The sequence below is a fragment of the Mycolicibacterium sp. XJ1819 genome (assembly GCF_053483675.1).
Map to the genome: position 1 here is coordinate 130736 of NZ_JBEFST010000016.1, position 21979 is coordinate 152714.

The window sequence follows — 21979 nt, forward strand, 5'->3', positions numbered from 1 at the left end:
AATAATTGCCTGATGCAATGCTCAGGAACTTGGACGTGACGACGACGCCGGTCGACGAGCTCGCAGCGTTCGAGGTGGCGACGAGGGACCTGGTCGGTATCGCGCTGCGCAGCGTGGATCAGGTCGACGTGTCCCTTGCGCAGTTCCGGCTGTTGTCGGTGCTCAACGAGTTGGGTCCGTCCACGGCGACGGCGTGCGCCAGAGCCCTTGGCGTGGTGGGCTCTTCGGTGACCCGACTGGCCGACCGTCTTCATGCCGCCGGATATCTGGAGCGCGGTTCGGACCCGTCGAACCGCAGCATCGTGATGCTGGAGTTGACGACAGCGGGCCGCAAAGTGGTGCGGCAGGTGATTGCGCGGCGGCGCCGTGAATTGGCCCGGGTACTCGATCGCATCGATCCGGCCGAACGGGCGGCCTGCGCGCGGGTGCTGCGCACCGTGCATGAGCGGTTCCTCGAAGAAGAGTCCGGCGGCAAGCACCCGGCCGTACGGTTGTAGGCGCCGGGCGAAAGGTCCCGGCGGGTCGAGGACCAACTCCCCTGTCGTTTGACGCGTCTGCAGCGCAGACTGGTGACACTGGCTTTATCGGCGCGGAGGAGTCTGCAATGTCGGCTGTCAAAGCGGATCTCGGGGTCGTCGTCGGCGTTGACGGCTCCCCCATCTCAAATGCGGCCATCTACTGGGCCGCCCAGGAAGCGGTGTTGCGCGAAGTCGCGCTGACGCTGGTACACGTGGTCAATCCGGTGATCACCACGTCCCCGCACGTTCCGGTACCCGTCGATCTGCAACCGGACCAGGAACAGCTGGTGCGACAGTTTGTCGATGACGCCGTCAAGATGGTCGAGGAGAACCCCCCGGATCACCGACCCGCGACGATCAACAGCGAGATCCTGTTCGGGCCCGCCGTGCCCACGCTCGTCGAGGTCTCCAAAGAGGCCGACATGATCGTCGTCGGCTCGCGCGGCCGTGGCCCGGTGGCACGGCTTCTTCTGGGTTCGGTGAGCAGCGGTCTCCTACATCGCGCCCAATGCCCGGTGGCGGTCGTCCATGAAGAGGCGCGGCCGACTGCCGAGGAGGCCGCCGCGCCCGTGCTGGTGGGTGTGGACGGATCCGCCGGCGCGGATTTGGCGACCGGGGTGGCCTTCCACGAGGCCTCGTTGCGCGGCGTTGACGTGGTGGCGCTGCAAGCGTGGAGCGACACGGTGGTTGACCTGCCCGAAATGGACTGGGGGACCGTGAAATCCAAGGAGCAGGAGCTACTGGACGATCGGCTGGCGGCCTGGCGGGAGAAGTATCCCGGCGTCAAGGTGACGCCGGTGGTGGTGCGCGACGAGCCGGCGCGTCAGCTCATCGAGCAGTCCGAGTCGGCACAGCTTGTGGTCGTCGGCAGCCGCGGCCGCGGCGGTTTCGCGGGCATGCTGCTGGGCTCGGTGAGCTCCGCGGTGGTGCAGGCCGTCCGCAAGCCGGTGATCGTCGCGCGCGATTCCTGAACTATCGACCGCAGCCGCGAGTGTCGAGTAGCGAGCAGCCCACGATCGGGCCGCGATTGTCCGGCGGCGGGTTCGGCCCGTCCCAGATTGTCGGCGACACGTTTCCCTGCCCCCAGTTCACGGTGTAGAAGGTGTGGCAGACGTTCCAGTCCCAATTCGGCGGGCCCGGCGAGTTGAACGGACCGCCGGGGCCACCGCCGGGGTCGTCGCCGGGGCACCAGTTATAGGGGCCGCCCGGCGGAGCGGCCTGCGCGATCCCCGCGCCCAAGCCGAGTGCACCCAGGCCCAGAGCACCGGCCACCAGCGCTGTCATCGCTAACCCCGAAGCCCGGATCATCGCGAGCCCCTCCCGCGAGGTGCGCCGGCATGACGCAAATTCGCACCTATGGCCAATTTTGCGCTCAGGGTCGTGATCGCGTGGGATAACCCCCCGATGACGACCGTGGGTGCAAAAACGGCCTGACAGTGTCGGACCGGACAGGTACAACTGAAGCCTTCACCATCCGGGTGCAGGCCACACGGGGCTCCCCGCCACTACCGGTACACATGCCCCTGACTGAACTCCACACCCACACTTCTGCGCGCACACCGATCACCGATGTTGCGTGGATCGACGACCTGCCCGACCAGTCACGCCGTGCAGTGGTTGCCCTCGGCGAGTCCCGTGCAGCGACTGACAGTCGCTCCTCCGACCCCCGGCCGTCACGCCGACAGCGGTCGGCGAGATCGGCTCCGGAGACGCTTCTAACCTGCTAAAAGTTGGTCGGGCTGACAGGATTTGAACCTGCGACCACTTGACCCCCAGTCAAGTGCGCTACCAAACTGCGCCACAGCCCGCGGCGCTGCCGGGATCGCCGGCAGCAGGTCGAAATCCTACCGTAGAGCCTCCCGCGGGCCCCAACCCGCTTCCGCGACCTCGCCCTCGACTTCAGCGAGTTCGGCCTCGACCTCGTCGGGCACCGAGCGCAGAGCCCGAGCCGTGCGCCACGCCACCACCAGCAGCGCGGCCCAGGCCACCACGATCGTCGTGTAGATCGCGGTCGACCACGGCCACTCGATGCCGAAGTAGTGGACGAGTTTCTGGCTGTTGGTCAGCACGATCGCCCCACCGACCGCGGTACCCAGCAGCGCCGGGTTGATCCGGCTGACCAGCCAGGCCGCGAACGGCGCCGCCACCACCCCGCCGATCGCCAGGCCGAGCACCACCGGCAGGTTCTGCAGGAACTCCTCGCGCAGGCCGATCCCGAAGCCGACCGTGGCCGAGGCCGCCACCAAGAATTCCGACGCGCTCACCGAACCGATTACCGTGCGCGGTGCGGTCTTGCCCCGCGACAGCAGCGTGCTCGTGGTGACGGGCCCCCAACCGCCGCCGCCAGACGCATCGATGAAACCGCCGAACAATCCCAACGGCGTGAGGAACCGCGCCCGGTGTGGTGTCTCGCCGCGCCGCATCACGGGTGGGTTGCGCAGCGAAAAGCGCAGCAGCACATAGGCGCCGATCGCGACCAGGATGGCCGCCATCAACGGCGCGGCGCGCTCGGTCGACAGCGAGGAGAGCACTGTGGCCCCGGCGAACGCCCCGGCGGCTCCCGGCCCGCCCAGCTTGAGCACGATCGCCCAGTCGATGTTTTTGAACCGCCAGTGCGAGATACCCGAGGCGAGCGTGGTACCGACCTCGGCCAGATGCACGGCGGCGCTGGCCTGTGCCGCGCCGAGCCCGCTGAGCACCAGCAGCGTGGATGCGGTGACGCCGAACGCCATGCCCAACGCACCGTCGACAAGCTGGGCGCCGACGCCGACGAGCGCGAAGATGATAAGCGAACGCATCACGTTGCTTTCGGAAGAGGGTCAGCCCGCGACGGGCGACCGAGGGGACGGGTGGGGCGCGGTCAGATCCGCGCGCAACACCACTCGTCGAAAGCCATCAGCCGGCGTGACGGCCAGAACGGCTCGAGCGCTGAGAGAGCCGACGGTGCGGTGTCGAAGGCTCGTTCAGCCACCGGTCGCCCCTCTCGCTGTTTAGACGGTCTCCGTGATGCTACCCGTTCGCATTACACCGCCAGCAGCCGGTAGAGCCCGATCAGCCCCACGACCACGATCACGGCGCGCAGCGCGTTGGGCGACAGCCGTCGCCCGTAGTGCCCGCCGAGGAACCCGCCGATCAGCGAGCCCACCGCGATCAGCCCCGCAGCCAACCAACTGATCCGGTCGAACGCGAAGGCCACGTACGCCACCGCCGCCACCACGTTCACCACCAGGGCCAGCAAATTCTTGGCCGCGTTCATCCGCTGGATGTCCTCGGGCAGCAGCGCGCCCATCGCGGCGATCAGCATGATGCCCTGCGCCGCGGTGAAGTAGCCGCCATAGACACCGATCGCGAACGTCGCCGCCACCAGAGCGGCCATCCGGGCGGTCGACACGTGATCCGCCGAACGTCCGGCGGCCTCGGCGCGTCGGCTGACGAACGCCTGAATCCTGGGCCCCACCACCACCAAGGCCAGCGCGCCGACCAGCAGCACCGGCACCACCTGCTCGAACACCACCTCCGGCAGGTGCATGAGCAGCCAGGCCCCCAGCGCCGCGCCGACCAGTGACGCCGGGATCTGCCACACCAGCCGGTGCCACTGCCCGCTCAGTTCGCGCCGATACGCCCAGGTTCCCGACAGACTGCCCGCCACGAGGCCCACCGCGTTGGACATCGTCGAGGTGACCGGCGGATATCCGAGCGCGACCAGCGTGGGAAACGTGATGAGGGTGCCCGATCCGACCAGCGCGTTGATCGCACCCGCTCCGACGCCGGCCAGCGCGACCAGGACCATGTCGAAGACGGGCACCGGCCAACCCTAATGGCAGGGTCAGCGAGAGCGTGCGCTGCGCTTTTCGCGCACCCGCACGTTGATCCGGATCGGGCTGCCCTCGAAACCGAACGTCTCGCGCAGCCGTCGCTCCAGGAATCGCCGATACCCCGCCTCGAGAAACCCGCTGGTGAACAGCACGAAGGTGGGCGGCCGGATGGCGGCTTGAGTGGCGAACAGGATCCGCGGTTGCTTGCCGCCCCGCACCGGCGGCGGGTGGGCGGCCACCACCTCCTTGAAGAAGGTGTTCAGCCGGCCCGTCGGCACCCGGGCGTCCCACGACGACAGCGACGTCTCCAGCGCCGGCACCAGCCTCTGCACCGCCCGGCCGGTCTTGGCCGAGATGTTGACCCGCGGTGCCCACTGCACCTGGGCCAGTTCGCGTTCGATCTCGCGGTCCAACAGATATCGGCGATCCTCGTCGACCAGATCCCACTTGTTGAACGCCAACACCAGTGCGCGGCCCGCGTCGATCACCATCGACAGCACCCGCTGGTCCTGTTCGGTCAGCGGCTGGGACGCGTCGATCAGCACGATCACCACCTCGGCGGCGTCGATCGCGCCGTGGGTGCGCACCGAGGCGTAGAACTCGTGGCCGCTGGCCTGGCCCACCTTGCGGCGCAGTCCGGCGGTGTCGATGAACCGCCACGGCTTCCCGTCCATCTCGATCAGTGAGTCCACCGGATCCACGGTGGTGCCCGCCACATCGTGCACCACCGAACGTTCATCTCCGGCAAGACGATTCAACAGTGAACTCTTGCCGACGTTCGGCTTGCCCACCAACGCGACGCGTCGCGGACCCCCTGCGCCGGAACCGATCGCCGACGAGGCGGGCAACACCTCCATCACCCTGTCGAGCAGATCGGCCACCCCGCGGCCGTGCATCGCGCTGATGGTGTGCGGCTCCCCCAGCCCCAGCGACCACAACGCCGCAGCGTCGGATTCCCCGCGCTCGCTGTCGACCTTGTTGGCGGCCAACAACACCGGCTTGCCCGACCGTTGCAGAAGTCGTGCCGCGGCCTCGTCGGCGGTCGTGGCCCCCACCACCGCGTCGACGACGAAGACGATGACGTCGGCGGTACGCATCGCAACCGACGCCTGCTCGGCCACCAACCGTTGCAGACCCTTCGCGTCGGGTTCCCAGCCGCCGGTGTCCTGCACGACGAATCGCCGGCCCGCCCACAGGGCGTCGTAGGACACCCGGTCTCGGGTCACCCCCGGCACGTCCTGCACCACGGCCTCGCGCCGTCCCAGGATCCGGTTCACCAACGTCGACTTGCCGACGTTGGGACGCCCGACGACAGCCACCACCGGCGGTGCGGCCGTGACTTCCTCGACAGCCTCGGCGACGTCGTCGGCACCGATTTCCCAGTCGCTTTCGTCGCTCCACGTCCCGTCACTCATCGCGACGCCCCCGCGCGTTGGCGCACCAGCGCGGCCAGGTGTTCGATGACGTCGGCCTCGGTCATGTCGCTGGTGTCGACGACAACCGCGTCGTCGGCGGCCCGCAGCGGCGACGCCTCCCGGGTGGAGTCCAGATGGTCCCGTCGTTTCACGTCCGCCAGCACGGCTTCGTAGTCGTCGGCGAGGCCCGATCCGATATTCTGGTCGTTACGACGCCGGGCCCTGACTTCTGCTGTCGCGGTGAGGAATATCTTCACATCGGCATCCGGTAACACCACCGTGCCGATGTCGCGCCCCTCCACCACCACACTGCCCTGGCCGGCGGCCAGCGACCGCTGCAACTCCACCAACCGGGCGCGGACCGCCGGAACCGCCGAGACCGCCGAGACCGCCTTGGTCACCGCCTCACCGCGAATCTCTGTCGAAACATCTTCTCCGCCAAGGTAAGCACGGCTCTCGTCGGCGTCGTGGCTGACCGTCAGGTCTACATCGGCCACCGCATCGGCCACCGCGTCCAGATCGGTCAGATCGACTCCCGCGCGCAGCAGCGCCAACGTCACGACCCGATACATCGCCCCGGTGTCCAGATAGCGTGCGCCCAGTGCTCGCGCCAACCCCTTTGACACCGAGGACTTTCCGGTCCCCGCGGGCCCGTCCACGGCAACCACCAACGACGAGGTCACAGACCCACCGCCTTGTACAGTTCGCCAAGCTCCTTCTGGGTCAGCCGCCGGATGCTGCCCGGCCGCTGCTCGCCCAGTGACACTGTGCCGATCTCGGTGCGCACCAGTTCCTGCACCGGGAACCCGACCGCGGCCAGCAACCGCCGCACGATCCGTTTGCGACCCTCGTGCAGGGTCAACTGCACCAGAGTTCTGCCGGGCACCTTGTCGACGACCGCGAAATCGTCCACCCGCGCGGGCCCGTCGTCGAGTTCGACGCCGTCGCGCAGTTTACGGCCCAGCCCGCGCGGCACGGTCCCCAGCACCGTGGCCACATAGGTCTTGGGCACCTCGAACGACGGGTGCATCAACCGGTGCGCCAGTTCCCCGTCGTTGGTCAACAGCATCAGGCCCTCGGTGGCGGCGTCGAGTCGGCCCACGTGGAAAAGCTTCTTGTTCCCCCGGACTCGATGCTCGACCAGATCACCGATGCACGGTCTGCCGCGGTCGTCGGACATCGTCGAGTACATGCCCTTGGGTTTGTTGATCGCCAGATGCACCAGGGTGTCGTCCAGCGTCACCCTGGCCCCGTCGACGCGGATCACCGAGTTCTGCGGGTCGACGCGGGTGCCCAGCTCGGTGACCACCTCGTCGTCGACCTCGACACGGCCGTCGAGGATCATCTTCTCGGCGACCCGACGCGACGCAATTCCGGCCTGCGACAACACTTTCTGCAGCCGCACGCCTTCCTGTTCAGCCATTCGACTCCTGGTCGACGTCGAACGGCATCGGCGACTCGCCCGCCGCGGCGCCGCTGAGTTTCATGAATCGCGGCTCCTCGTCGAGCGAATCGCTCAGGTCGTCGATCACGTCGACGTCGGGCAGCAGCGGAGCGATGTCGGGCAGGTCAGCCAGCGACGTCAACCCCAGCCGCTCGAGGAACAGCTCGGTGGTCGCGAAGGTCACCGCGCCGGTGTCGGGATCGGCGCCGGCCTCGGTGATCAGCCCACGGGCGAGCAACGTGCGCATCACCGCGTCGACGTTCACCCCGCGCACCGCGCTGACCCGGGCGCGGGTCACCGGTTGACGGTAGGCGACCACGGCCAGTGTCTCCAGCGCCGCGCGCGTCAGTTTCGAGCGGGCCCCGTCGAGCAACAGCCGCTCCACATACGGCGCAAACCGTGACCGCGTGTACATCCGCCAGCCGCCACCGGCCTCACGCAGGTCGATGCCGCTGTCGCGGGCGGTCAACTCGTCGGCCATCACCTGCAGCTTGGCCGCGACACGGTAGGCCGGTTGCTCGGTGGCCACGGCCAACTGTTCCACCGTCACCGGGGTGTCGACCACCAACAGCAGCGCCTCCAGTACCGAGCCGAGTTCGGCGTCGTCCAACTCGGCGTGTGCCACGTCGATCCCCAGATCGAGGTCGGTGGCAACCTGCTCGTGGTTGTCGTCAGTCATAAGGGTCTTCTTCCACCGCAAGGTGCTGGCTGGTGGGCCGTTCGCCGGTCCACGAGATTTGGAGAACACCAAGCGCTTCTGGTTGTTCGAATGCTACTGCCCGCGCCCGATACAGCTCGAGCAGCGCCAGGAACCGGCCGACGATCTCGATCGGCGCCTGGCAGTCGGCGACCAGTTCACGAAACGACGCCCACTGCCCGATCCCGCGGCTTTCCAACTGCGCCATCAGCAGTCCGACCTGCTCGGGCACCGACACCGGGGCCTGGTGCAGGTGCTCGGTGCCCACCGTGGGAACCGGACGCGGAGTGAAGGTGGCGGCGGCGATCTGGGCGAACGCATCGGCGTCGACCCCGAGCATCACCTCGGGCAGCAACTCCTGATAGCGCTCCTCCAGCGACACCGACCGCGCATAGCTGCGCAGGGCGGCAGCCTCGAGTTCGGCGAACATCTCCGCGACGTGCTTGAACGCCCGGTACTGCAGCAGCCGGGCGAACAGTAGGTCACGCACCTCGAGCAGCGCGAGATCCTCCTCGTCGTGCACCTCACCGGCGGGCAGCAACCGGGCCGCCTTCAAATCCAGCAGCGTGGCGGCGACCACCAGGAATGTGGTGGTCTCCTCGAGTTCCATCTGCGGCCCGATGGCCTTGGTGTAGGCGATGAAGTCGTCGGTCACCTGATGCAGGGCGACCTCGGTGACGTCGAGACGGTGGGCGAAGATCAGCTGCAGCAGCAGGTCGAACGGGCCCTCGAAGTTGGTCAGCCGGACCTGGAAGCCGCTCTGCTGCTGGTCGGGGTCCGCGCTCTGAGCCTCTTGGGCCGGTGTCGCGCCGTTCGTCACGCGCCGAACCGGTCGATGACCTCGCGTGCCAACGACCGATACGCCTCGGCGCCACCGGATTTCGGCGCCCATGTGGTGATCGGTTCGCCGGCGACGCTGGTCTCGGGAAAACGCACCGTACGGGTGATGACGGTGTCGAACACCAGATCGCCGAACCTCTCCACAACCCGGGCCATCACTTCGCGGGAGTTTACGGTGCGCGGGTCGTAGCGGGTGATCAGGATGCCCCCGATGGACAGCTTCGGGTTGAGTCGCTCGCGGACCTTGTCGACGGTGTCGGTCAGCAGCGCCAGCCCGCGCAGCGAGAAGAATTCGCACTCGGTCGGGATGACCACCACGTCGCTGCACGCGAGCCCGTTCACTGTGAGCAGGCCCAGCGACGGCTGGCAGTCGATCAGGACGTAGTCGTAGCGGTCCAGCACCGGATACAACGCCCGGGCCAACGCCTGTTCGCGCCCTACCTCGGTGACCAGCTGGATCTCGGCCGCCGACAGGTCGATGTTGCTGGGCACCAGGTCCATGTTCTTGACGCGGGTGTTGATCAGCACGTCGTCGATCGACACCCGGGGCTCGACGAGCAGGTTGTGGACCGTGTGCTCGAGTTCGTAGTGCGGCACGCCCAGCCCGGCCGACAGCGCACCCTGCGGGTCGAGGTCGACCAGCAACACCCGTCGGCCGTATTCGGCCAGGCTGGCGCCGAGGTTGATGGTCGAGGTCGTCTTGCCCACCCCGCCCTTCTGGTTGCACATCGCGACGACCTTGGCCGGGCCGTGCGCCGTCTTGGGTTTGGGCTGGGGAATGACGCGGGCCTTACGCCCGGTCAGGCTCGCCGAGGTTCCGCCGTCGTCGTCGCTCATGCTCGACCTTCGCTGGTCAGGCAAACCACAGGCATGGCGAACATCCCGGCAAGTCTAACGGCGGTTGGTGCCCGAGGATGGCAGACCCGCGCGCGACGAGGATTTAGGGTATCGGGATGGGCCTCAAGCAACGGGCGCCGTTTCTGCGCTGGTCGATGTGGCGCTTCGCGATGGGCATGCCGGGTTTCTTCAAGACGGGCCAGATCGGCGACGGTCGCGAGCAGGCCTGTGCGGCCTACATCGAGCAGAACGCCCGCCGCGGTGACGCCGAGGATGTGCTGGCAACCATCGACAAGTTCGCCTACGAGAAGTCGATCCTGATGAACGTCGGCGACGAGAAGGGTGCGTTGCTCGACGCGGCCGTACGTCGCGCCGATCCGCGCCTGGTGCTCGAACTGGGCACCTACTGCGGGTACGGCGCGCTGCGGTTGGCGTGCGCCGCCCCGTCGGCCAAGGTGTACTCGGTCGAGTTCTCGGCGGCCAACGCCGAGGTGGCGCGGCGGATCTGGACGCACGCCGGCGTCGTCGACCGCATCACCTGTGTGGTGGGCACACTCGGTGACGGCGGCAAGACGCTGACGGCGTTGGCAACCGAGCATGGCTTCGCTCCCGGCCGGTTGGACCTGATGTTCATCGACCACGACAAACGCGCCTACCTGCCGGACCTGCAGAGTGTGCTCGACCGCGGCTGGTTGCACACCGGCTCGGTCGTCGTCGCCGACAACGTGCGTATCCCCGGCGCCCCGGCCTACCGGTCCTACATGCGCGAACAGCAGGGCAAGCTGTGGCACACCGTCGAGCACAAGACGCACGTCGAGTACCAGTCGATGCTGTCCGATCTGGTGCTCGAATCCGACTACCTGGGCGGCTGATTCGACGCCCCGTGTCGGCCTACCGCGCGCGCGGGTGGGCGCCCGCCCACACCTCGCGCAACGCGTTGACGGTCACCATGGTGTAGATCTGCGTCGTGGTGACCGACGCGTGGCCCAGCAATTCCTGGACCACCCGGACATCGGCGCCGCCGTCGAGCAGATGGGTGGCGAAGGAATGGCGCAGCACGTGCGGCGACACCGCGGCCGTGATGCCGGCGCGTTCGGCCGAGTCCTGCAGCACCTGCCACGCGCTCTGACGTGACAACCGTCCACCGCGGGCGTTGAGGAAGATGGCCGGAGTGCCCTTACCGCGCCGGGCCAGGTCGGGTCGCCCGCGCACCAGATAGACGTCCAACGCGGCGACGGCCGGCCTGCCGATCGGCACCAGGCGCTGCTTGCCGCCCTTGCCGCGCAACAGCACCGACCGGGCGTGGGTGTCGACGTCGTCGACGTCGAGGCCCACCGCTTCGGAGATGCGTGCACCGGTGGAATACAGCACCTCGAGCAGCGCCCGGTTACGCAGGGTCAGCGGCCCGTCGGCGTCGCTGTCGCCACCCGCGGCGTCGAGCAGCTGGAGCACCTCGTCGACGGTCAGGCTCTTGGGCAGCCGTCGGCTCGGGGTCGGGGGTTTGACCGCCGATGCCACGTCGAGCGCGGTCAGCCCCTCGGCCGCGGCGAAGCGATGCAGGCCGCGCACCGCGATCAGCGCGCGCGCCGCCGACACCGCCGACAGCGGGGCGCTCCCGGCGTCGGGGTCGCCGCGGCGCAGTGCGACCAGGAACTCGCTGACGTCGGTCTCGGACACGTTGACCAGATCGTCGATGCCGCGCTGGGTGAGGTGCTCGGTGTAGCGCCGCAGGTCGCGCCGGTAGGAACTCAAGGTGTTGGCGGCGACGCCGCGTTCGATGGTCAGGTGGTCGAGGTAGCCCTGCACCTGATCGTCGAGGGCCGACCACGTCGAGGAACCGCGGGCGCGCAGCGCCGAGGTCATCAGTGCCCCTTCCGGCGCGCGAATGCGGTCGGCCGGTCGGGCCACGGCGCGTCCACCGGTCGCAGCGCATCGACGTCGGTGACGTTGCGCGCGGCCAGTATGCCGCCCGCGGCCAGCGAGTTGACGATCTCACCGCACAGCACCATGCGCACGGCCTCGTCGAGCGGCACCCAGCGCAGCGTCATGTCGGCCTCCTCGTCGCGGGCGTCGGGCCTGCCGACGTCGCGCAGCCCGGTCGCCAGATATACCCTGACGCACTCGTCGCTGAACCCCGGCGCCGACACGAGGTCGACGAGCACTCGCCAGTCGGTGGCGGCGAGCCCGGCCTCCTCCTCGAGTTCGCGGGTGGCGGTGACGTGCGGCGGTTCGCCGGCGGAGTCGAGTAGGCCCGCCGGCAGCTCCCACAACCGCCTGCCGACCGGATGCCGGTATTGATAGACCAGCGCGACGTTGTGGTCGTCGTCCATCGCCAGCACGGCCACCGCCCCGAAATGCTCGATGACTTCTCGTTTCGCGATGTTGCCGTGCGGCATGCGCACATCATCGACGCGCAGCGCGAAAATCTTTCCCACGTAGAGGGTTTCGGATGCGACGGTGTGGAAGTTGTGCTCAGCCACGAGCCGCTGGCTCTTGAAGCAGTTGCTCGACTTGTTCGGATCCGTTGGCGTGCTGCTCGGGGATCTCGACGGGCAGTCGCTCGGCGGCCTTGTACCGCAGTGCCGCCTCGACGAACGCGACGAACAGCGGATGCGGCCTGGTGGGCCGGCTCTTCAGTTCCGGATGCGCCTGGGTGCCGACCATGAACGGATGCACGTCCTCGTCGTACTCGACGAACTCGACGAGGTGGCCGTCGGGAGACGTGCCGCAGAACCGCAACCCGCTTTCGGCGATGCGGTCGCGGTAGGCGTTGTTGACCTCGTAGCGGTGGCGGTGACGCTCGGAGACCTCCGTCGCGCCGTATGCCTTGGCCACAATCGAATCCGGTTGCAGCACGGCCGGGTACGCGCCCAGGCGCATGGTGCCGCCCAGGTCGGCCTCGCCGGCGACCGCGTCACGCTGATCGGCCATGGTGGAGATCACCGGATCGGGGGTGCTCGGATCGAATTCCGCGGAGTTGGCCTCGGTCAACCCGACCGATCTGGCCGCCTCGATGACGATGCACTGCAGGCCCAGGCACAGCCCCAGCACGGGCAGTTTGCGCTTGCGGGCGTAGTGGATGGCGCCGATCTTGCCCTCGATGCCGCGGATGCCGAAGCCGCCGGGGATCAGGACAGCGTGCACGTCGGCGAGGGCGGCCGCCGCGTCGGCGTCGTTCTCGCAGTCGTCGGAGGCCACCCACCGCATCTCGACGCGGGCACGGTGCTTGAACCCACCGGCCCGCAGCGCTTCGGCGACCGACAGGTAGGCGTCGGACAGATCGATGTACTTGCCCACCAACGCGATCCGCACGGTCTCGCGCGGTTCGTGCACCCGCTGCAGCAGATCGTTCCACTGCGTCCAGTCCACGTCGCGGAACGCCAGGTTGAGCCGGCGCACCACGTAGGCGTCGAGTTCCTCTCGGTGCAGCACCTTGGGGATATCGTAGATCGACGGTGCGTCCGGCGTGGAGATGACGCCGTCGATGTCGACGTCGCACATCAACGCGATCTTGTTCTTCAGCGGTTCGGGGACGTCGCGGTCACAGCGCAGGATCAACGCATCGGGAGTGATACCGATGCTGCGCAGGGCGGCCACGGAATGCTGCGTCGGTTTGGTCTTGAGCTCACCCGAGGGCGCCATGTACGGCACCAGCGAGCAGTGCAGGAAGAAGCAGTTCTCCCTGCCGACCTCGTGGCGGACCTGGCGGGCGGCCTCGAGAAACGGCAAGGACTCGATATCGCCGACGGTGCCGCCGATCTCGGTGATCACCACGTCGGGCCGGCGGCCCTCGGCGTCGGGTTCGGCCATCGCCAGCACGCGCCGCTTGATCTCGTCGGTGATGTGCGGGATGACCTGGACGGTGTCACCGAGGTACTCGCCGCGACGCTCCTTGGCGATCACCGTCGAATACACTTGACCCGTCGTGACATTCGCCGACCCCGACAGGTTGCGATCGAGAAAGCGCTCGTAGTGACCGACGTCGAGGTCGGTCTCGGCGCCGTCCTCGGTGACGAACACCTCGCCGTGCTGGAACGGGTTCATGGTTCCGGGGTCGACGTTGAGGTACGGGTCGAGTTTCTGCATGGTGACCTGCAGACCACGCGCGGTGAGCAACTGGCCGAGGCTGGACGCCGTGAGGCCCTTGCCGAGTGAGGAAACGACGCCGCCCGTGACGAAGAGGTGCTTGGTTTCCGTGTGCGGGTGCTTGCGTAACGCGGGCAAGAGCAACCTCCGTGACGACGGGCAGGGCTTCTCTTTCTAGGCTTGCTCCTAGGTTGGGGCCTGCCGACCCACGGAACCCCACCTTAACACCGACACCGACAAGGCGTGGTTGGCGCGCCGCGCGAGTCTGCCGGGCCGACGGTCTCGGGCCGCTACTGCGGGACGGTCACCGCGGTGGCCGACGGTCCGGTGCCGTATTGACCCGGCTGGGCCCCGCTGATCAGGGCGCTCAGCGCCAACATCGTGGTGATTCGTCCGGATTCGGCGCCGATGTCGTCGACCGTGCTGACCGCGGCGCTCAACGCCGCGTCCGACCTGGTCACCGAGACCGCCGCGGTGCCCGATGCCGAACCGTCGCGCCCGACGAGCACCGTGCCCGACCCGTGCGGCGCCAACCCGGCCGCGAACCGCGCCACGGTGGCGCCGCGGTTGCCGGCGTCTTCGCCCAGCGCTCCCCCGGTGACGACCAGTGCCGTGTTGGCCGCACCGACGTGGCCGGAGTAGGTGACGAACCCGGTGTCGCGCAGCGCCGTCAGCACCGTGTCGCGCTGGGAGTCGTCGACGGCCGGCACCTTCGGGTCCCTGTTGATCAGCAGCGCGATCCCCAACAGGTCACCGGCCTGGGAGCCCTGGTCCACCGCGGCGGTGCTCAACTGCTTTCCGGCGGGCACGATCGGCGAGTTCACCACCGACAGCAGCTTCTCGGCGGAGTTGGCGCCGACGAACTCCTGCGTCAAGGCCACGGTGCCCGTCACCGTCCCACCGGCCTGTCCCACCAGTCGCGTCAACGCGTCGATGTCGTCGTCTTGCGCATCGGGTGTGCGAAACAGCACCACAGATTTCTCCGCGAGGGCGTCGCGCAACATCCGGGGAGCCATCTGTGCGTCAAATTCACCTGCAGCACTGAGCTTTTCGTTCAAAGCGTTTCGTTGGTCGGTGAGGTCGTTGATCTGATCCTGCAGTTCGGTCTTGTCGCTGCGCAGGCCGGACAGCACCGTGTTGGACAACAGGCCCGAGCCCAGTGCGACGCCGATGGCCAGCGCGAGGAACACCGCCGCGAGGGAGATCGCGTGTGTGCGTAACGAAATCACCCTGACCCCTTACGTGACCCAGCCCTGGACCCACAGGGAGAACCGGTTCCAGTAGTCGACGACCCAGTCGAGTAGGGCGGCGTCGGCCCGGGACACCCACAGCGCCACGATCACCGCGATCAGCATGGCGAGCACCAGCAACGCCACGGCGCCGGCCGAGACACGGCTGCGGTAGAGGGTGGCGACGGCCTTGGCGTCGACGAGTTTCTCGCCGACCTTCAGCCGGGTCAGGAAGGTCGACGGGTTGCTCTGTTGGCGGGACCGGTCGAAGAACTCCTCGATGCTGGCCGTGTGGCCGCAGGTGACGATCAACGACGCGCCGTGGTGGTCGCACAGCAGCAGCGACAGGTCGGCCGCCGAACCGGCGGCGGGGAAGGTCATCGCCCCGACCCCGAGGTCCTGTATCCGCTCGAGGCCGGGGGCATGCCCGTCGGCGTCGGCGGGCAGCACCACCTGGGCGCCGCACCGCAGCGCGTCGGCGCTGATCTTTTCCGGGTCACCGATGATCAATTGGGGGCGGTAGCCGGCCTTGCGCAGGATGTCGGCGCCGGTGCCGACACCGACCAGCACGGGCTGGTACTCCTTGATGAAGGGTTTGAGCGCCTTGAGGTCGGCGGCGGAGTGCGGTTCGTCGGCGACGATGACGACGTGACGGCGGTTGAGGTCGACGTCGATGTCGGGAATCCCGATGCCGTCGATGAGCAACGGGCTCTCACTGCGGATGAACTCGATGGTGTTACCCGCGAATGCCTCCAGATGAGCCACCAGACCGCTCTTGGCCTCGTGCATGAGTTCGTGGATGTCGTGGTCGGTGCGCTCGGCGCCGCTGATCAGCCGCCGGTCGCCGGAGTACACGCCACCCTCGTGCAACCGCACCCGGGCACCGTCCTTGACCTTCTTGAACACCTCGGCGCCGGTGTCGTCGATCAGGGTGATGCCGTTGGCGACCAGCACCTCGGGCCCGAGGTTGGGATAGCGGCCCGAGATCGACGGCGATGCGTTGATCACTCCCGCGACCCCGATTTCCACCAGCGCGTCGGCGGTGATCCGGTCCAGGTCCAGGGCGTCGATGACGACGATGTCGCCCGCGCACGCCCGTCGCAACAACCGGTCGATGTCGCGGTCCACGCGGGCTGTGCCGGTGACACCGGGCCGTGAACTGGCGGAACGGGACAGCAACGTAGACATCCTCATGGCCCCGATTCTGTCGAGATCCCGCCGTGATCCGTCGGAGGCGCGCCGTAACAGCAGTCCCAATTGTCACATCAGCACCAGCGGTTGACGGCCCCTGAAAATTGCGGCTGGGGTGCTGACCAGGCAGTCAGCGTCGCGCGCGGTCCTTCCGGGCGGACTCGAGCAACTCGCGGGCGTGCGCGCGACCGCTGTCGGAGTCGCCGAGGCCCGCGAGCATCCTGGCCAGTTCGGCGACGCGATCGTCGTCGTCGAGGCGACGCACCCCGCTCGCGTCGGCGCGGGTGCCGCCGTCGACGACCAGATGCACATCGGCGTAGGCGGCCACCTGAGGCAGGTGGGTGACCACGATGACCTGATGAGTGCCGGCCAACCGGGCCAGTCGGCGCCCGATCTGCACGGCCGCGCGGCCGCCCACCCCGGCGTCGACCTCGTCGAAGACCATCGTGGTGCCCTCGGTGGACGCGGCCAGCACGACCTCGAGCGCGAGCATCACCCGCGACAGCTCACCCCCCGAGGCGCTCTTGTTCAGCGGCAGCACGTCGGTGCCGCGATGCGCGGCGAAGCCGAAGTCGACGGCGTCGACCCCCGCGTGACCGGCGTGCACGGTCTCACCCGAGGGCAGGGTCAGCGGCGCGGTGTCGTCCGCCCGGGCGGATAGGGGCGAGACCGACACCGTGAACTCGGCGTCGGCCATCGCCAGACCGCTGAGTTCGGCCGTCACCGCCTTCGCCAGCCCCTTGGCGGCCTTGGTCCGGACCTTGGTGAGTTCGGTTGCGGCCGCGAGCACTTGGTCTCGCAGTCCCACGACGCGTTGCTCCAAGTCGGCGAGGGCCTCTTCGGACACGTCGAGCTGGGCCAGCCGTTCCCGGGATTGGCGGGCCCACTGCAGGACGCCGTCGATGTCGGCGGCGTACTTACGGGTCAACGCGCGCAGCTCGGCCTGTCGGGCCAGTTTGGTCTCCAGGGTGCTGGCATCGCTGGGTAAATCGGCCAGATAGTTGCCCAGTTCACTTGCCACGTCGGCGATCACCGCGAAGGCGCCGTCGAGTTGGCCGGCCAGTGCCCGCAGGGCGGTGTCGTCGGTCGCCTCGAGCGCGGACTTCGCCCGTCCCACCCCGTCGAGGGCCGCGACGGCGTCGGCCGCCGGATTGTCATCGGAGCTCGACAGCGCCGTCCGCGCCGCTTGAGCGGCCGCCCGCAGCGCGTCGAGTTCGGAGAGCCGCCGAATCTCGTCGACCAACGCGTGGTCCTCGCCGGGCTGCGGTGCCACGGCGTCGATCTCGTCCACCGCGAACGTGAGCCGGTCGGCTTCCTGGGCGAGTTCACGCGCCCGCTGCTTGCGGTCGGCCACATCGCGCCGGGCGGCCACCCACTCGTCGCGCAGCTTCCGGTAGCGCTTGAGTTTCTGATCGACGTCGGCGAAGCGGTCCAGGGCGGCACGCTGCTCGTCGGGCCGCATCAGTCGAAGCTGGTCGTTCTGCCCGTGCAGGGCAAGCAATTCGGCGGTGAACCCCGTCAACGACTTCGCCGGTACGCTCCGGCCGCCGAGGTAGGCCCGCGACGGGCCGTCGCGGCTGACCGATCGGGCCGCGATGACGCTGCCGTCGTCGTCGCGTTCGGCGCCTGAGGACTCCAAGATCTCGTCGACCCGCGCGGTGACGTCATCGCCGAGTTCGGTCGTGGTGAAGCGGCCCTCGACGACGGCCTTGCCGGCGCCCGAACGCACCCGGGTGGCGTCGGCGCGGGCACCGCCCAACAAATGCAACCCCGTCACCACCATGGTCTTGCCCGTGCCGGTCTCGCCGGTGAGAACGGTGAATCCGCGGCCGAATTCAGCTGTCGCGGCGCTGATGGCGCCGAGCGACTCGATACGGATCTCGGAGAGCACTACTGACCGCGCCACCCCGTGACCGGCAGCCGGAACTTGCGCACCAGCCGATCGGTGAACGGCGCGCTGTCCAATCGCACCCACTTCAGCGACGTGCCGCAGCGCGTCACCTCCAACCGGCCGCCGGCGGGCACCACCATCTCGCGGCGACCGTCGCAGAACACCAGCGCGTCGTGGCCGTCGGCCTCCACCTCGATCGCGATGGCGGCCTCCGGACTGGTCACCATCGGCCGCGCAAACAGCGCGTGAGCGTTGTTGGGCACGACCAGAATCGCCTCCAGATCCGGCCATACGATCGGGCCGCCTGCCGAGAACGCCCACGCTGTGGATCCGGTCGGGGTAGCCACCAGAACGCCGTCACAGCCAAACGAGCTGACCGGCCGGCCATCGACCTCGAGGACGGCGCCGAGCACGCCGAGGCGTGGTCCCTTTTCCAGGCTGGCCTCGTTGAGCGCCCACCCGTGGCCGATGATCTTGCCTCCGGCACGCACCACCACGTCGAGCGTCATGCGCTCCTCGACCCGGTAGTCACGCTTGATGACGTGGTCGAGCACCACGTCGATGGAGTCGGCCTCCGCCTCGGCCAGGAAACCGATGCGGCCCAGATTGATACCCAGCACCGGGATCTCGGCATTGCGCGCCAGCTCGGCAGCGCGCAGGAAGGTGCCGTCGCCGCCGAGTCCGAGCACCAGTTCGCAACCTTCGGCGGCCTGTTCGTCGGCGGCGACGACCTCCACATCGATACCCAGCGAACGCATATCGTGCGGCGAGACGCGCATCCGCCCGCGGTCGACGGCTTCGGCGGCAACAACTCGCAGTCCGATTCCGTTGTCGCCCAACACCTTGTGCACTCGACGCGCGACCTCGGTGGCCTCGTCGCGACCGGTGTGCACCACGAGCAAGACCGTGCGCTGACTGGTCATCGCGGCCCCTTGTCGACTGCCTCGGCGACCGCGTGTTCCAGCGAGACACCGTCGAGCGCGCGGTCGGTTCTGGCGCGCAGATGCACGAAGTACTCGACGTTGCCCGAGGGGCCCGGCAGCGGACTGGCGGTGACTGCGACGGTGTGCCAATGCAGTTCGGCGGCGCGGCGGGCGACGGTGAGCACCGCCTCGGCGCGCAACTGGGGGTCGGAAACGACTCCGCCCGCGCCGACGCGCTGCCTGCCGACTTCGAACTGCGGTTTCACCATGGGCACGATATCGGCGTCGACCGTCGCACACGACGTGAGCGCTGGCAGCACCGTCGTCAAGGAGATGAACGACAGGTCGGCCACCACCAGGTCGACCGGTCCGCCGATGGCAGACGCGCTCAACTCGCGCACGTTGGTCCGCTCCAGCACACTGACCCGCGGATCGTTGCGTAGCGACCAGGCCAACTGGCCGTAGCCGACGTCGACCGCGACGACTTCGGCCGCCCCGCGGTCGAGCAGCACCTCGGTGAAGCCCCCGGTCGAGGCGCCGGCGTCCAGGCAGCGTCGGTCGGCGACGTCGATCCCGAACGCGTCGAGCGCACCGATCAGCTTGTGCGCCCCGCGGGAGACCCAGCGGCGCTCACCGTCGTCTCGGATGGTCAGCGCGGCGTCGACGGCGACCGCGGTGGCGGGTTTGGCCGCGGGCATACCGTCGATGCAGACCCGGCCCGCGCCGATCAATTCGGCGGCCTGCTGCCGGGAGCGTGCCAGCCCACGTCGCACCAGTTCGGCGTCAACCCGCGCCCGCCGCGTCACGGGCGGTCATCCTTTCTCAACCGACTCGAGCGCTCTGACCAGCAGTTCGTGCGCCTCTTCGAGGCGGGCGGCGATGGCGTCGATGTCGGTGGCGGCCAGTTCGACGCCGTCCTGCGCGGGGTCGGGCAGATCGGCGAGCAACTCCGCGATCTGCGCGCGAATCTGATCCGGGTCGGTACTCATGTCGGTGTTCACGCTAGTCGATTGGGCGGACTCAGCAGGGACCACTGCTCCATCGCCCGTCGCGCGGTGTCGTCCCCGGCGCTGAGCGTGAACGGCCGCCCGTCAAGCCTGGCGTTCCAGACCGCGCTGGCGGCGGCACGGACCACCGACATCGGATCGGCGGCTTCACGGCCGGTGAAGTGCACGACGACCTCCGACGGACCGATGTCGACCCGCCAGGCCGGATGCGGGCCGATACGAAGCGCATCGGTGCGCGCGTAGAGCGAGCGCAGGTCGACGGCGACGTAGTTGGGCCGCTCCCACACCGATGCGCGGATCATGTCTTCGGCGGTGCTGACCCCGCTCAGCACCAGCAGACTCGGCAGTCCGGTGGCATTGGCACCCGCGATGTCGGTGTCGAGTCGGTCGCCGACCACCAGCGGAGACTGAAAGTGACCACGGGCCAGTGCATCGCGCAGCAGCGTCGGTTGCGGTTTGCCGGCCACCTGCGGCTGGCGGTCAGTGGCTGCCCGCAGCGCGGCCACCATCGAGCCGTTGCCGGGCAACAGCCCCCGCTCCGAGGGCAGCGTCAGGTCGACGTTGGCGGCCACCCACAGCGCGCCGGCGCGGATGGCCAGCGCGGCCTCGGCGAGGTCCGGCCAGCACGTCTGCGGCGAATGGCCCTGGACGACCGCGACGGGGCCGTCGGCCCACTGCCGCACGGGTTTGAGTCCGACGCGCCGCACCTCGGCCGCCAACGCATCGGTGCCGACGACCAGAACCACTGCACCGGGTCGCAATTGGCTCTCCAGGAGGTTCGCGGCGCTTTGCGCGCTGGTCACCACATCGTCGGGCTTGGCGGAAAATCCCATGGCGTGCAGGTGTTGGGCGACCTCCGCCGGCCCACGTGAGGCGTTGTTGGTGACGAACAGGGTGCGCGCGCGAACGGTGGCAAGGGTTTCGACCGCACCGGTCGTCGGCTCATGACCGCGAAAGACAGTTCCATCCAGATCGAGCAGCAGGCAATCATGTTCCTGCACAAGTGCGCTCAAGTCAGCTCAGCTCCGTGATCCGCTCTTCGGCATCAGTGACTCCCTCGATGTCGGCGGCAGCGGCGTTGATGAACCACTGCAGCGCTTCGTCTTTGCGGCCCAGCGCAAGAAGAGTCTCGGCATAGACATAGAACAGACGCGCGGCGGTCTGGCCGCGGCGTTTCGGATCCAGCTGCGGGGTGGACAGCAGCGCCAACGCCTGTTCGTGCTGGCCGAGGTCGGAGCGGGCGCCGGCCACCACGATCCGTAGTTCGTCGGCGTCGTCGCCGGTGAGTTCGGCGGCTTCGGGGCTGCGGGCCAGTTCGATCGCGCGTTCGGGACGCCCCACGCCTCGTTCGCAGTCGGCGATCAGGGGTAGCAGCGGCGACCTGCTGCCCATGCGTCGGGCGGCGCGCAGTTCGGCGAGCGCCTGGGCCCAGTCGCCGCAGTGGTAAGCGGCGATTCCGACGGCCTCGCGGACAGCGGCGATCCGGCCGGAGCGGGCGCGCGCCGCACGAGCGTGGGCCAGCGCGGTTTCGGGATCGTCGTCGATGAGCAGACCGGCGGCCACCAGATGGCGGGCCACGAAGTCGGCGGTGCTGCGGTCCAACGTGGTGAGTTCGCCGCGAACGTCCGGGGACAGTTGCTTGGCCTCGATGTCGTCGGGGATCGGCGGGCCCGCTTCGCGAGGGGCCTCGCGGGCGACACTGTCGCCGTGTCGCGGTTGCGACGTGCGGGCCCGGTTCGGGCCCGATGAGCGCGGCGCCCCGTGCGGACCGCCCCCTCGCCGTTGCGGGCCACCGCGACCGCCGACCGGCCTGTTCCCGCGTGCGCCGCGGGGCGGGCGACGCTCGTCACCTGATCCGTTGTCGACCACTGCACCCTTTCACCTCAAAGCCCCGTGTCAGGATACGGGCCGCCTCAATTCCCCGCGGCACCGCAATACTGCCGACAGTCGCCATTTGCTGTTCCACGCCAATTATTTGCTGTCACCGTCTCGCCGTCGATCGGGTTGGCCGGCCAGGCCAACGCCGATCTGGACATGTTCCCGACCAACATCTGGGTGTTCACGTCGTGCGGGGCCGACTGTTTGA

Annotated in this window: 23 protein-coding genes and 1 tRNA gene; 3 read left to right on the plus strand and 21 right to left on the minus strand. The window is 68.6% G+C overall.

Annotated features, from left to right (window positions below; genetic code table 11):
- Nucleotides 1–17: 17 nt before the first annotated feature.
- Together ABQE89_RS18700 and ABQE89_RS18705 are read left to right on the plus strand one after the other, a co-directional pair.
- Nucleotides 18–497, plus strand: a complete 480-nt coding sequence (locus ABQE89_RS18700; RefSeq protein WP_448419298.1) for a MarR family winged helix-turn-helix transcriptional regulator — start codon at nt 18–20, stop codon at nt 495–497.
- 107 nt (nt 498–604) lie between these two features.
- Nucleotides 605–1489 (plus strand): universal stress protein, encoded by an 885-nt coding sequence (locus tag ABQE89_RS18705; RefSeq protein WP_448419300.1) that lies wholly within the window; start codon nt 605–607, stop codon nt 1487–1489.
- A 1-nt stretch (nt 1490) separates the two neighbouring features.
- Here ABQE89_RS18705 and ABQE89_RS18710 read toward each other — a convergent pair whose 3' ends face one another.
- The 10 genes from ABQE89_RS18710 to ABQE89_RS18755 form a co-directional block, all read right to left on the minus strand.
- Nucleotides 1491–1802, minus strand: a complete 312-nt coding sequence (locus ABQE89_RS18710; protein ID WP_448419302.1) for a hypothetical protein — start codon at nt 1800–1802, stop codon at nt 1491–1493.
- A 447-nt stretch (nt 1803–2249) separates the two neighbouring features.
- A tRNA-Pro gene (locus ABQE89_RS18715) sits at nt 2250–2326 on the minus strand.
- Between the two features lie 36 nt (nt 2327–2362).
- Nucleotides 2363–3316 carry a sulfite exporter TauE/SafE family protein gene (locus tag ABQE89_RS18720; RefSeq protein WP_448419304.1) on the minus strand — a complete coding sequence of 318 codons (954 nt, stop codon included), beginning with the start codon at nt 3314–3316 and terminating at the stop codon, nt 2363–2365.
- 224 nt (nt 3317–3540) lie between these two features.
- On the minus strand, nt 3541–4308 hold the full coding sequence (locus ABQE89_RS18725; RefSeq protein WP_448419358.1) for a sulfite exporter TauE/SafE family protein: 768 nt from the start codon (nt 4306–4308) through the stop codon (nt 3541–3543).
- A 36-nt stretch (nt 4309–4344) separates the two neighbouring features.
- Complete coding sequence (der, locus tag ABQE89_RS18730) at nt 4345–5748, minus strand: ribosome biogenesis GTPase Der (protein ID WP_448419306.1); 1404 nt, start codon at nt 5746–5748, stop codon at nt 4345–4347.
- Nucleotides 5745–6431 (minus strand): (d)CMP kinase, encoded by a 687-nt coding sequence (cmk, locus tag ABQE89_RS18735; protein ID WP_448419308.1) that lies wholly within the window; start codon nt 6429–6431, stop codon nt 5745–5747. Before cmk ends, der begins: the two co-directional genes overlap by 4 nt.
- Nucleotides 6428–7171, minus strand: a complete 744-nt coding sequence (locus ABQE89_RS18740) for a pseudouridine synthase (RefSeq protein ID WP_448419310.1) — start codon at nt 7169–7171, stop codon at nt 6428–6430. Before ABQE89_RS18740 ends, cmk begins: the two co-directional genes overlap by 4 nt.
- On the minus strand, nt 7164–7871 hold the full coding sequence (scpB, locus tag ABQE89_RS18745; RefSeq protein WP_448419312.1) for an SMC-Scp complex subunit ScpB: 708 nt from the start codon (nt 7869–7871) through the stop codon (nt 7164–7166). Before scpB ends, ABQE89_RS18740 begins: the two co-directional genes overlap by 8 nt.
- Nucleotides 7864–8709, minus strand: coding sequence for a segregation/condensation protein A (locus tag ABQE89_RS18750; protein WP_448419314.1), 846 nt, complete (start codon nt 8707–8709; stop codon nt 7864–7866). Before ABQE89_RS18750 ends, scpB begins: the two co-directional genes overlap by 8 nt.
- Nucleotides 8706–9566: a ParA family protein gene (locus ABQE89_RS18755; RefSeq protein WP_448419316.1), complete on the minus strand. Its 861-nt coding sequence runs from the start codon at nt 9564–9566 to the stop codon at nt 8706–8708. Before ABQE89_RS18755 ends, ABQE89_RS18750 begins: the two co-directional genes overlap by 4 nt.
- A gap of 116 nt (nt 9567–9682) precedes the next feature.
- On the opposite strand from ABQE89_RS18755, the gene ABQE89_RS18760 reads away from it, so the two are divergent.
- A complete protein-coding gene (locus ABQE89_RS18760) occupies nt 9683–10438 on the plus strand; it encodes an O-methyltransferase (protein WP_448419318.1) in 756 nt (251 codons plus the stop codon).
- 19 nt (nt 10439–10457) lie between these two features.
- On the opposite strand, the gene xerD is transcribed toward ABQE89_RS18760, so the two are convergent.
- The 11 genes from xerD to ABQE89_RS18815 all read right to left on the minus strand — a co-directional run bounded on the left by xerD (nt 10458) and on the right by ABQE89_RS18815 (nt 21762).
- Nucleotides 10458–11429 (minus strand): site-specific tyrosine recombinase XerD, encoded by a 972-nt coding sequence (gene xerD / locus ABQE89_RS18765; protein WP_448419320.1) that lies wholly within the window; start codon nt 11427–11429, stop codon nt 10458–10460.
- Nucleotides 11429–12046 (minus strand): NUDIX domain-containing protein, encoded by a 618-nt coding sequence (locus tag ABQE89_RS18770; protein ID WP_448419322.1) that lies wholly within the window; start codon nt 12044–12046, stop codon nt 11429–11431. Before ABQE89_RS18770 ends, xerD begins: the two co-directional genes overlap by 1 nt.
- The gene (locus ABQE89_RS18775; RefSeq protein ID WP_448419324.1) at nt 12039–13790 is read right to left on the minus strand and encodes a CTP synthase; all 1752 of its coding nucleotides are present in this window, start codon (nt 13788–13790) and stop codon (nt 12039–12041) included. The genes ABQE89_RS18770 and ABQE89_RS18775 overlap by 8 nt, the downstream gene beginning before the upstream one ends.
- A 152-nt stretch (nt 13791–13942) precedes the next feature.
- On the minus strand, nt 13943–14881 hold the full coding sequence (locus ABQE89_RS18780; protein WP_448419326.1) for a copper transporter: 939 nt from the start codon (nt 14879–14881) through the stop codon (nt 13943–13945).
- Nucleotides 14882–14890: 9 nt separating this feature from the next.
- Nucleotides 14891–16075, minus strand: coding sequence for a putative cytokinetic ring protein SteA (gene steA / locus ABQE89_RS18785; protein ID WP_448419328.1), 1185 nt, complete (start codon nt 16073–16075; stop codon nt 14891–14893).
- Nucleotides 16076–16202: 127 nt separating this feature from the next.
- Nucleotides 16203–17963: a DNA repair protein RecN gene (recN, locus tag ABQE89_RS18790; protein ID WP_448419360.1), complete on the minus strand. Its 1761-nt coding sequence runs from the start codon at nt 17961–17963 to the stop codon at nt 16203–16205.
- Complete coding sequence (locus tag ABQE89_RS18795) at nt 17963–18886, minus strand: NAD kinase (RefSeq protein WP_448419330.1); 924 nt, start codon at nt 18884–18886, stop codon at nt 17963–17965. Before ABQE89_RS18795 ends, recN begins: the two co-directional genes overlap by 1 nt.
- Nucleotides 18883–19692 carry a TlyA family RNA methyltransferase gene (locus ABQE89_RS18800; RefSeq protein ID WP_448419332.1) on the minus strand — a complete coding sequence of 270 codons (810 nt, stop codon included), beginning with the start codon at nt 19690–19692 and terminating at the stop codon, nt 18883–18885. Before ABQE89_RS18800 ends, ABQE89_RS18795 begins: the two co-directional genes overlap by 4 nt.
- A gap of 6 nt (nt 19693–19698) precedes the next feature.
- A complete protein-coding gene (locus tag ABQE89_RS18805; RefSeq protein WP_448419334.1) occupies nt 19699–19875 on the minus strand; it encodes a hypothetical protein in 177 nt (58 codons plus the stop codon).
- Between the two features lie 8 nt (nt 19876–19883).
- The gene (locus ABQE89_RS18810) at nt 19884–20906 is read right to left on the minus strand and encodes an HAD-IIA family hydrolase (RefSeq protein WP_448419336.1); all 1023 of its coding nucleotides are present in this window, start codon (nt 20904–20906) and stop codon (nt 19884–19886) included.
- Nucleotide 20907: 1 nt separating this feature from the next.
- Nucleotides 20908–21762, minus strand: a complete 855-nt coding sequence (locus ABQE89_RS18815) for a tetratricopeptide repeat protein (RefSeq protein ID WP_448419338.1) — start codon at nt 21760–21762, stop codon at nt 20908–20910.
- Nucleotides 21763–21979: the final 217 nt, after the last annotated feature.

What these genes read in the sequence shown, in the direction of transcription:
- ABQE89_RS18705 (WP_448419300.1), top strand. Translation starts at nt 605, where the DNA reads ATGTCGGCTGTCAAAGCGGATCTCGGGGTCGTCGTCGGCGTTGACGGC.
- ABQE89_RS18740 (WP_448419310.1), bottom strand. Translation starts at nt 7,171, where the DNA reads ATGGCTGAACAGGAAGGCGTGCGGCTGCAGAAAGTGTTGTCGCAGGCC.
- scpB (WP_448419312.1), bottom strand. Translation starts at nt 7,871, where the DNA reads ATGACTGACGACAACCACGAGCAGGTTGCCACCGACCTCGATCTGGGG.
- ABQE89_RS18805 (WP_448419334.1), bottom strand. Translation starts at nt 19,875, where the DNA reads ATGAGTACCGACCCGGATCAGATTCGCGCGCAGATCGCGGAGTTGCTC.
- xerD (WP_448419320.1), bottom strand. Translation starts at nt 11,429, where the DNA reads ATGACCTCGGCGCTGCGCGCCCGCGGTTCCTCGACGTGGTCGGCCCTC.
- ABQE89_RS18755 (WP_448419316.1), bottom strand. Translation starts at nt 9,566, where the DNA reads ATGAGCGACGACGACGGCGGAACCTCGGCGAGCCTGACCGGGCGTAAG.
- ABQE89_RS18700 (WP_448419298.1), top strand. Translation starts at nt 18, where the DNA reads ATGCTCAGGAACTTGGACGTGACGACGACGCCGGTCGACGAGCTCGCA.
- ABQE89_RS18760 (WP_448419318.1), top strand. Translation starts at nt 9,683, where the DNA reads ATGGGCCTCAAGCAACGGGCGCCGTTTCTGCGCTGGTCGATGTGGCGC.
- ABQE89_RS18725 (WP_448419358.1), bottom strand. Translation starts at nt 4,308, where the DNA reads ATGGTCCTGGTCGCGCTGGCCGGCGTCGGAGCGGGTGCGATCAACGCG.
- ABQE89_RS18720 (WP_448419304.1), bottom strand. Translation starts at nt 3,316, where the DNA reads ATGCGTTCGCTTATCATCTTCGCGCTCGTCGGCGTCGGCGCCCAGCTT.
- ABQE89_RS18795 (WP_448419330.1), bottom strand. Translation starts at nt 18,886, where the DNA reads ATGACCAGTCAGCGCACGGTCTTGCTCGTGGTGCACACCGGTCGCGAC.
- der (WP_448419306.1), bottom strand. Translation starts at nt 5,748, where the DNA reads ATGAGTGACGGGACGTGGAGCGACGAAAGCGACTGGGAAATCGGTGCC.
- ABQE89_RS18710 (WP_448419302.1), bottom strand. Translation starts at nt 1,802, where the DNA reads ATGACAGCGCTGGTGGCCGGTGCTCTGGGCCTGGGTGCACTCGGCTTG.
- steA (WP_448419328.1), bottom strand. Translation starts at nt 16,075, where the DNA reads ATGAGGATGTCTACGTTGCTGTCCCGTTCCGCCAGTTCACGGCCCGGT.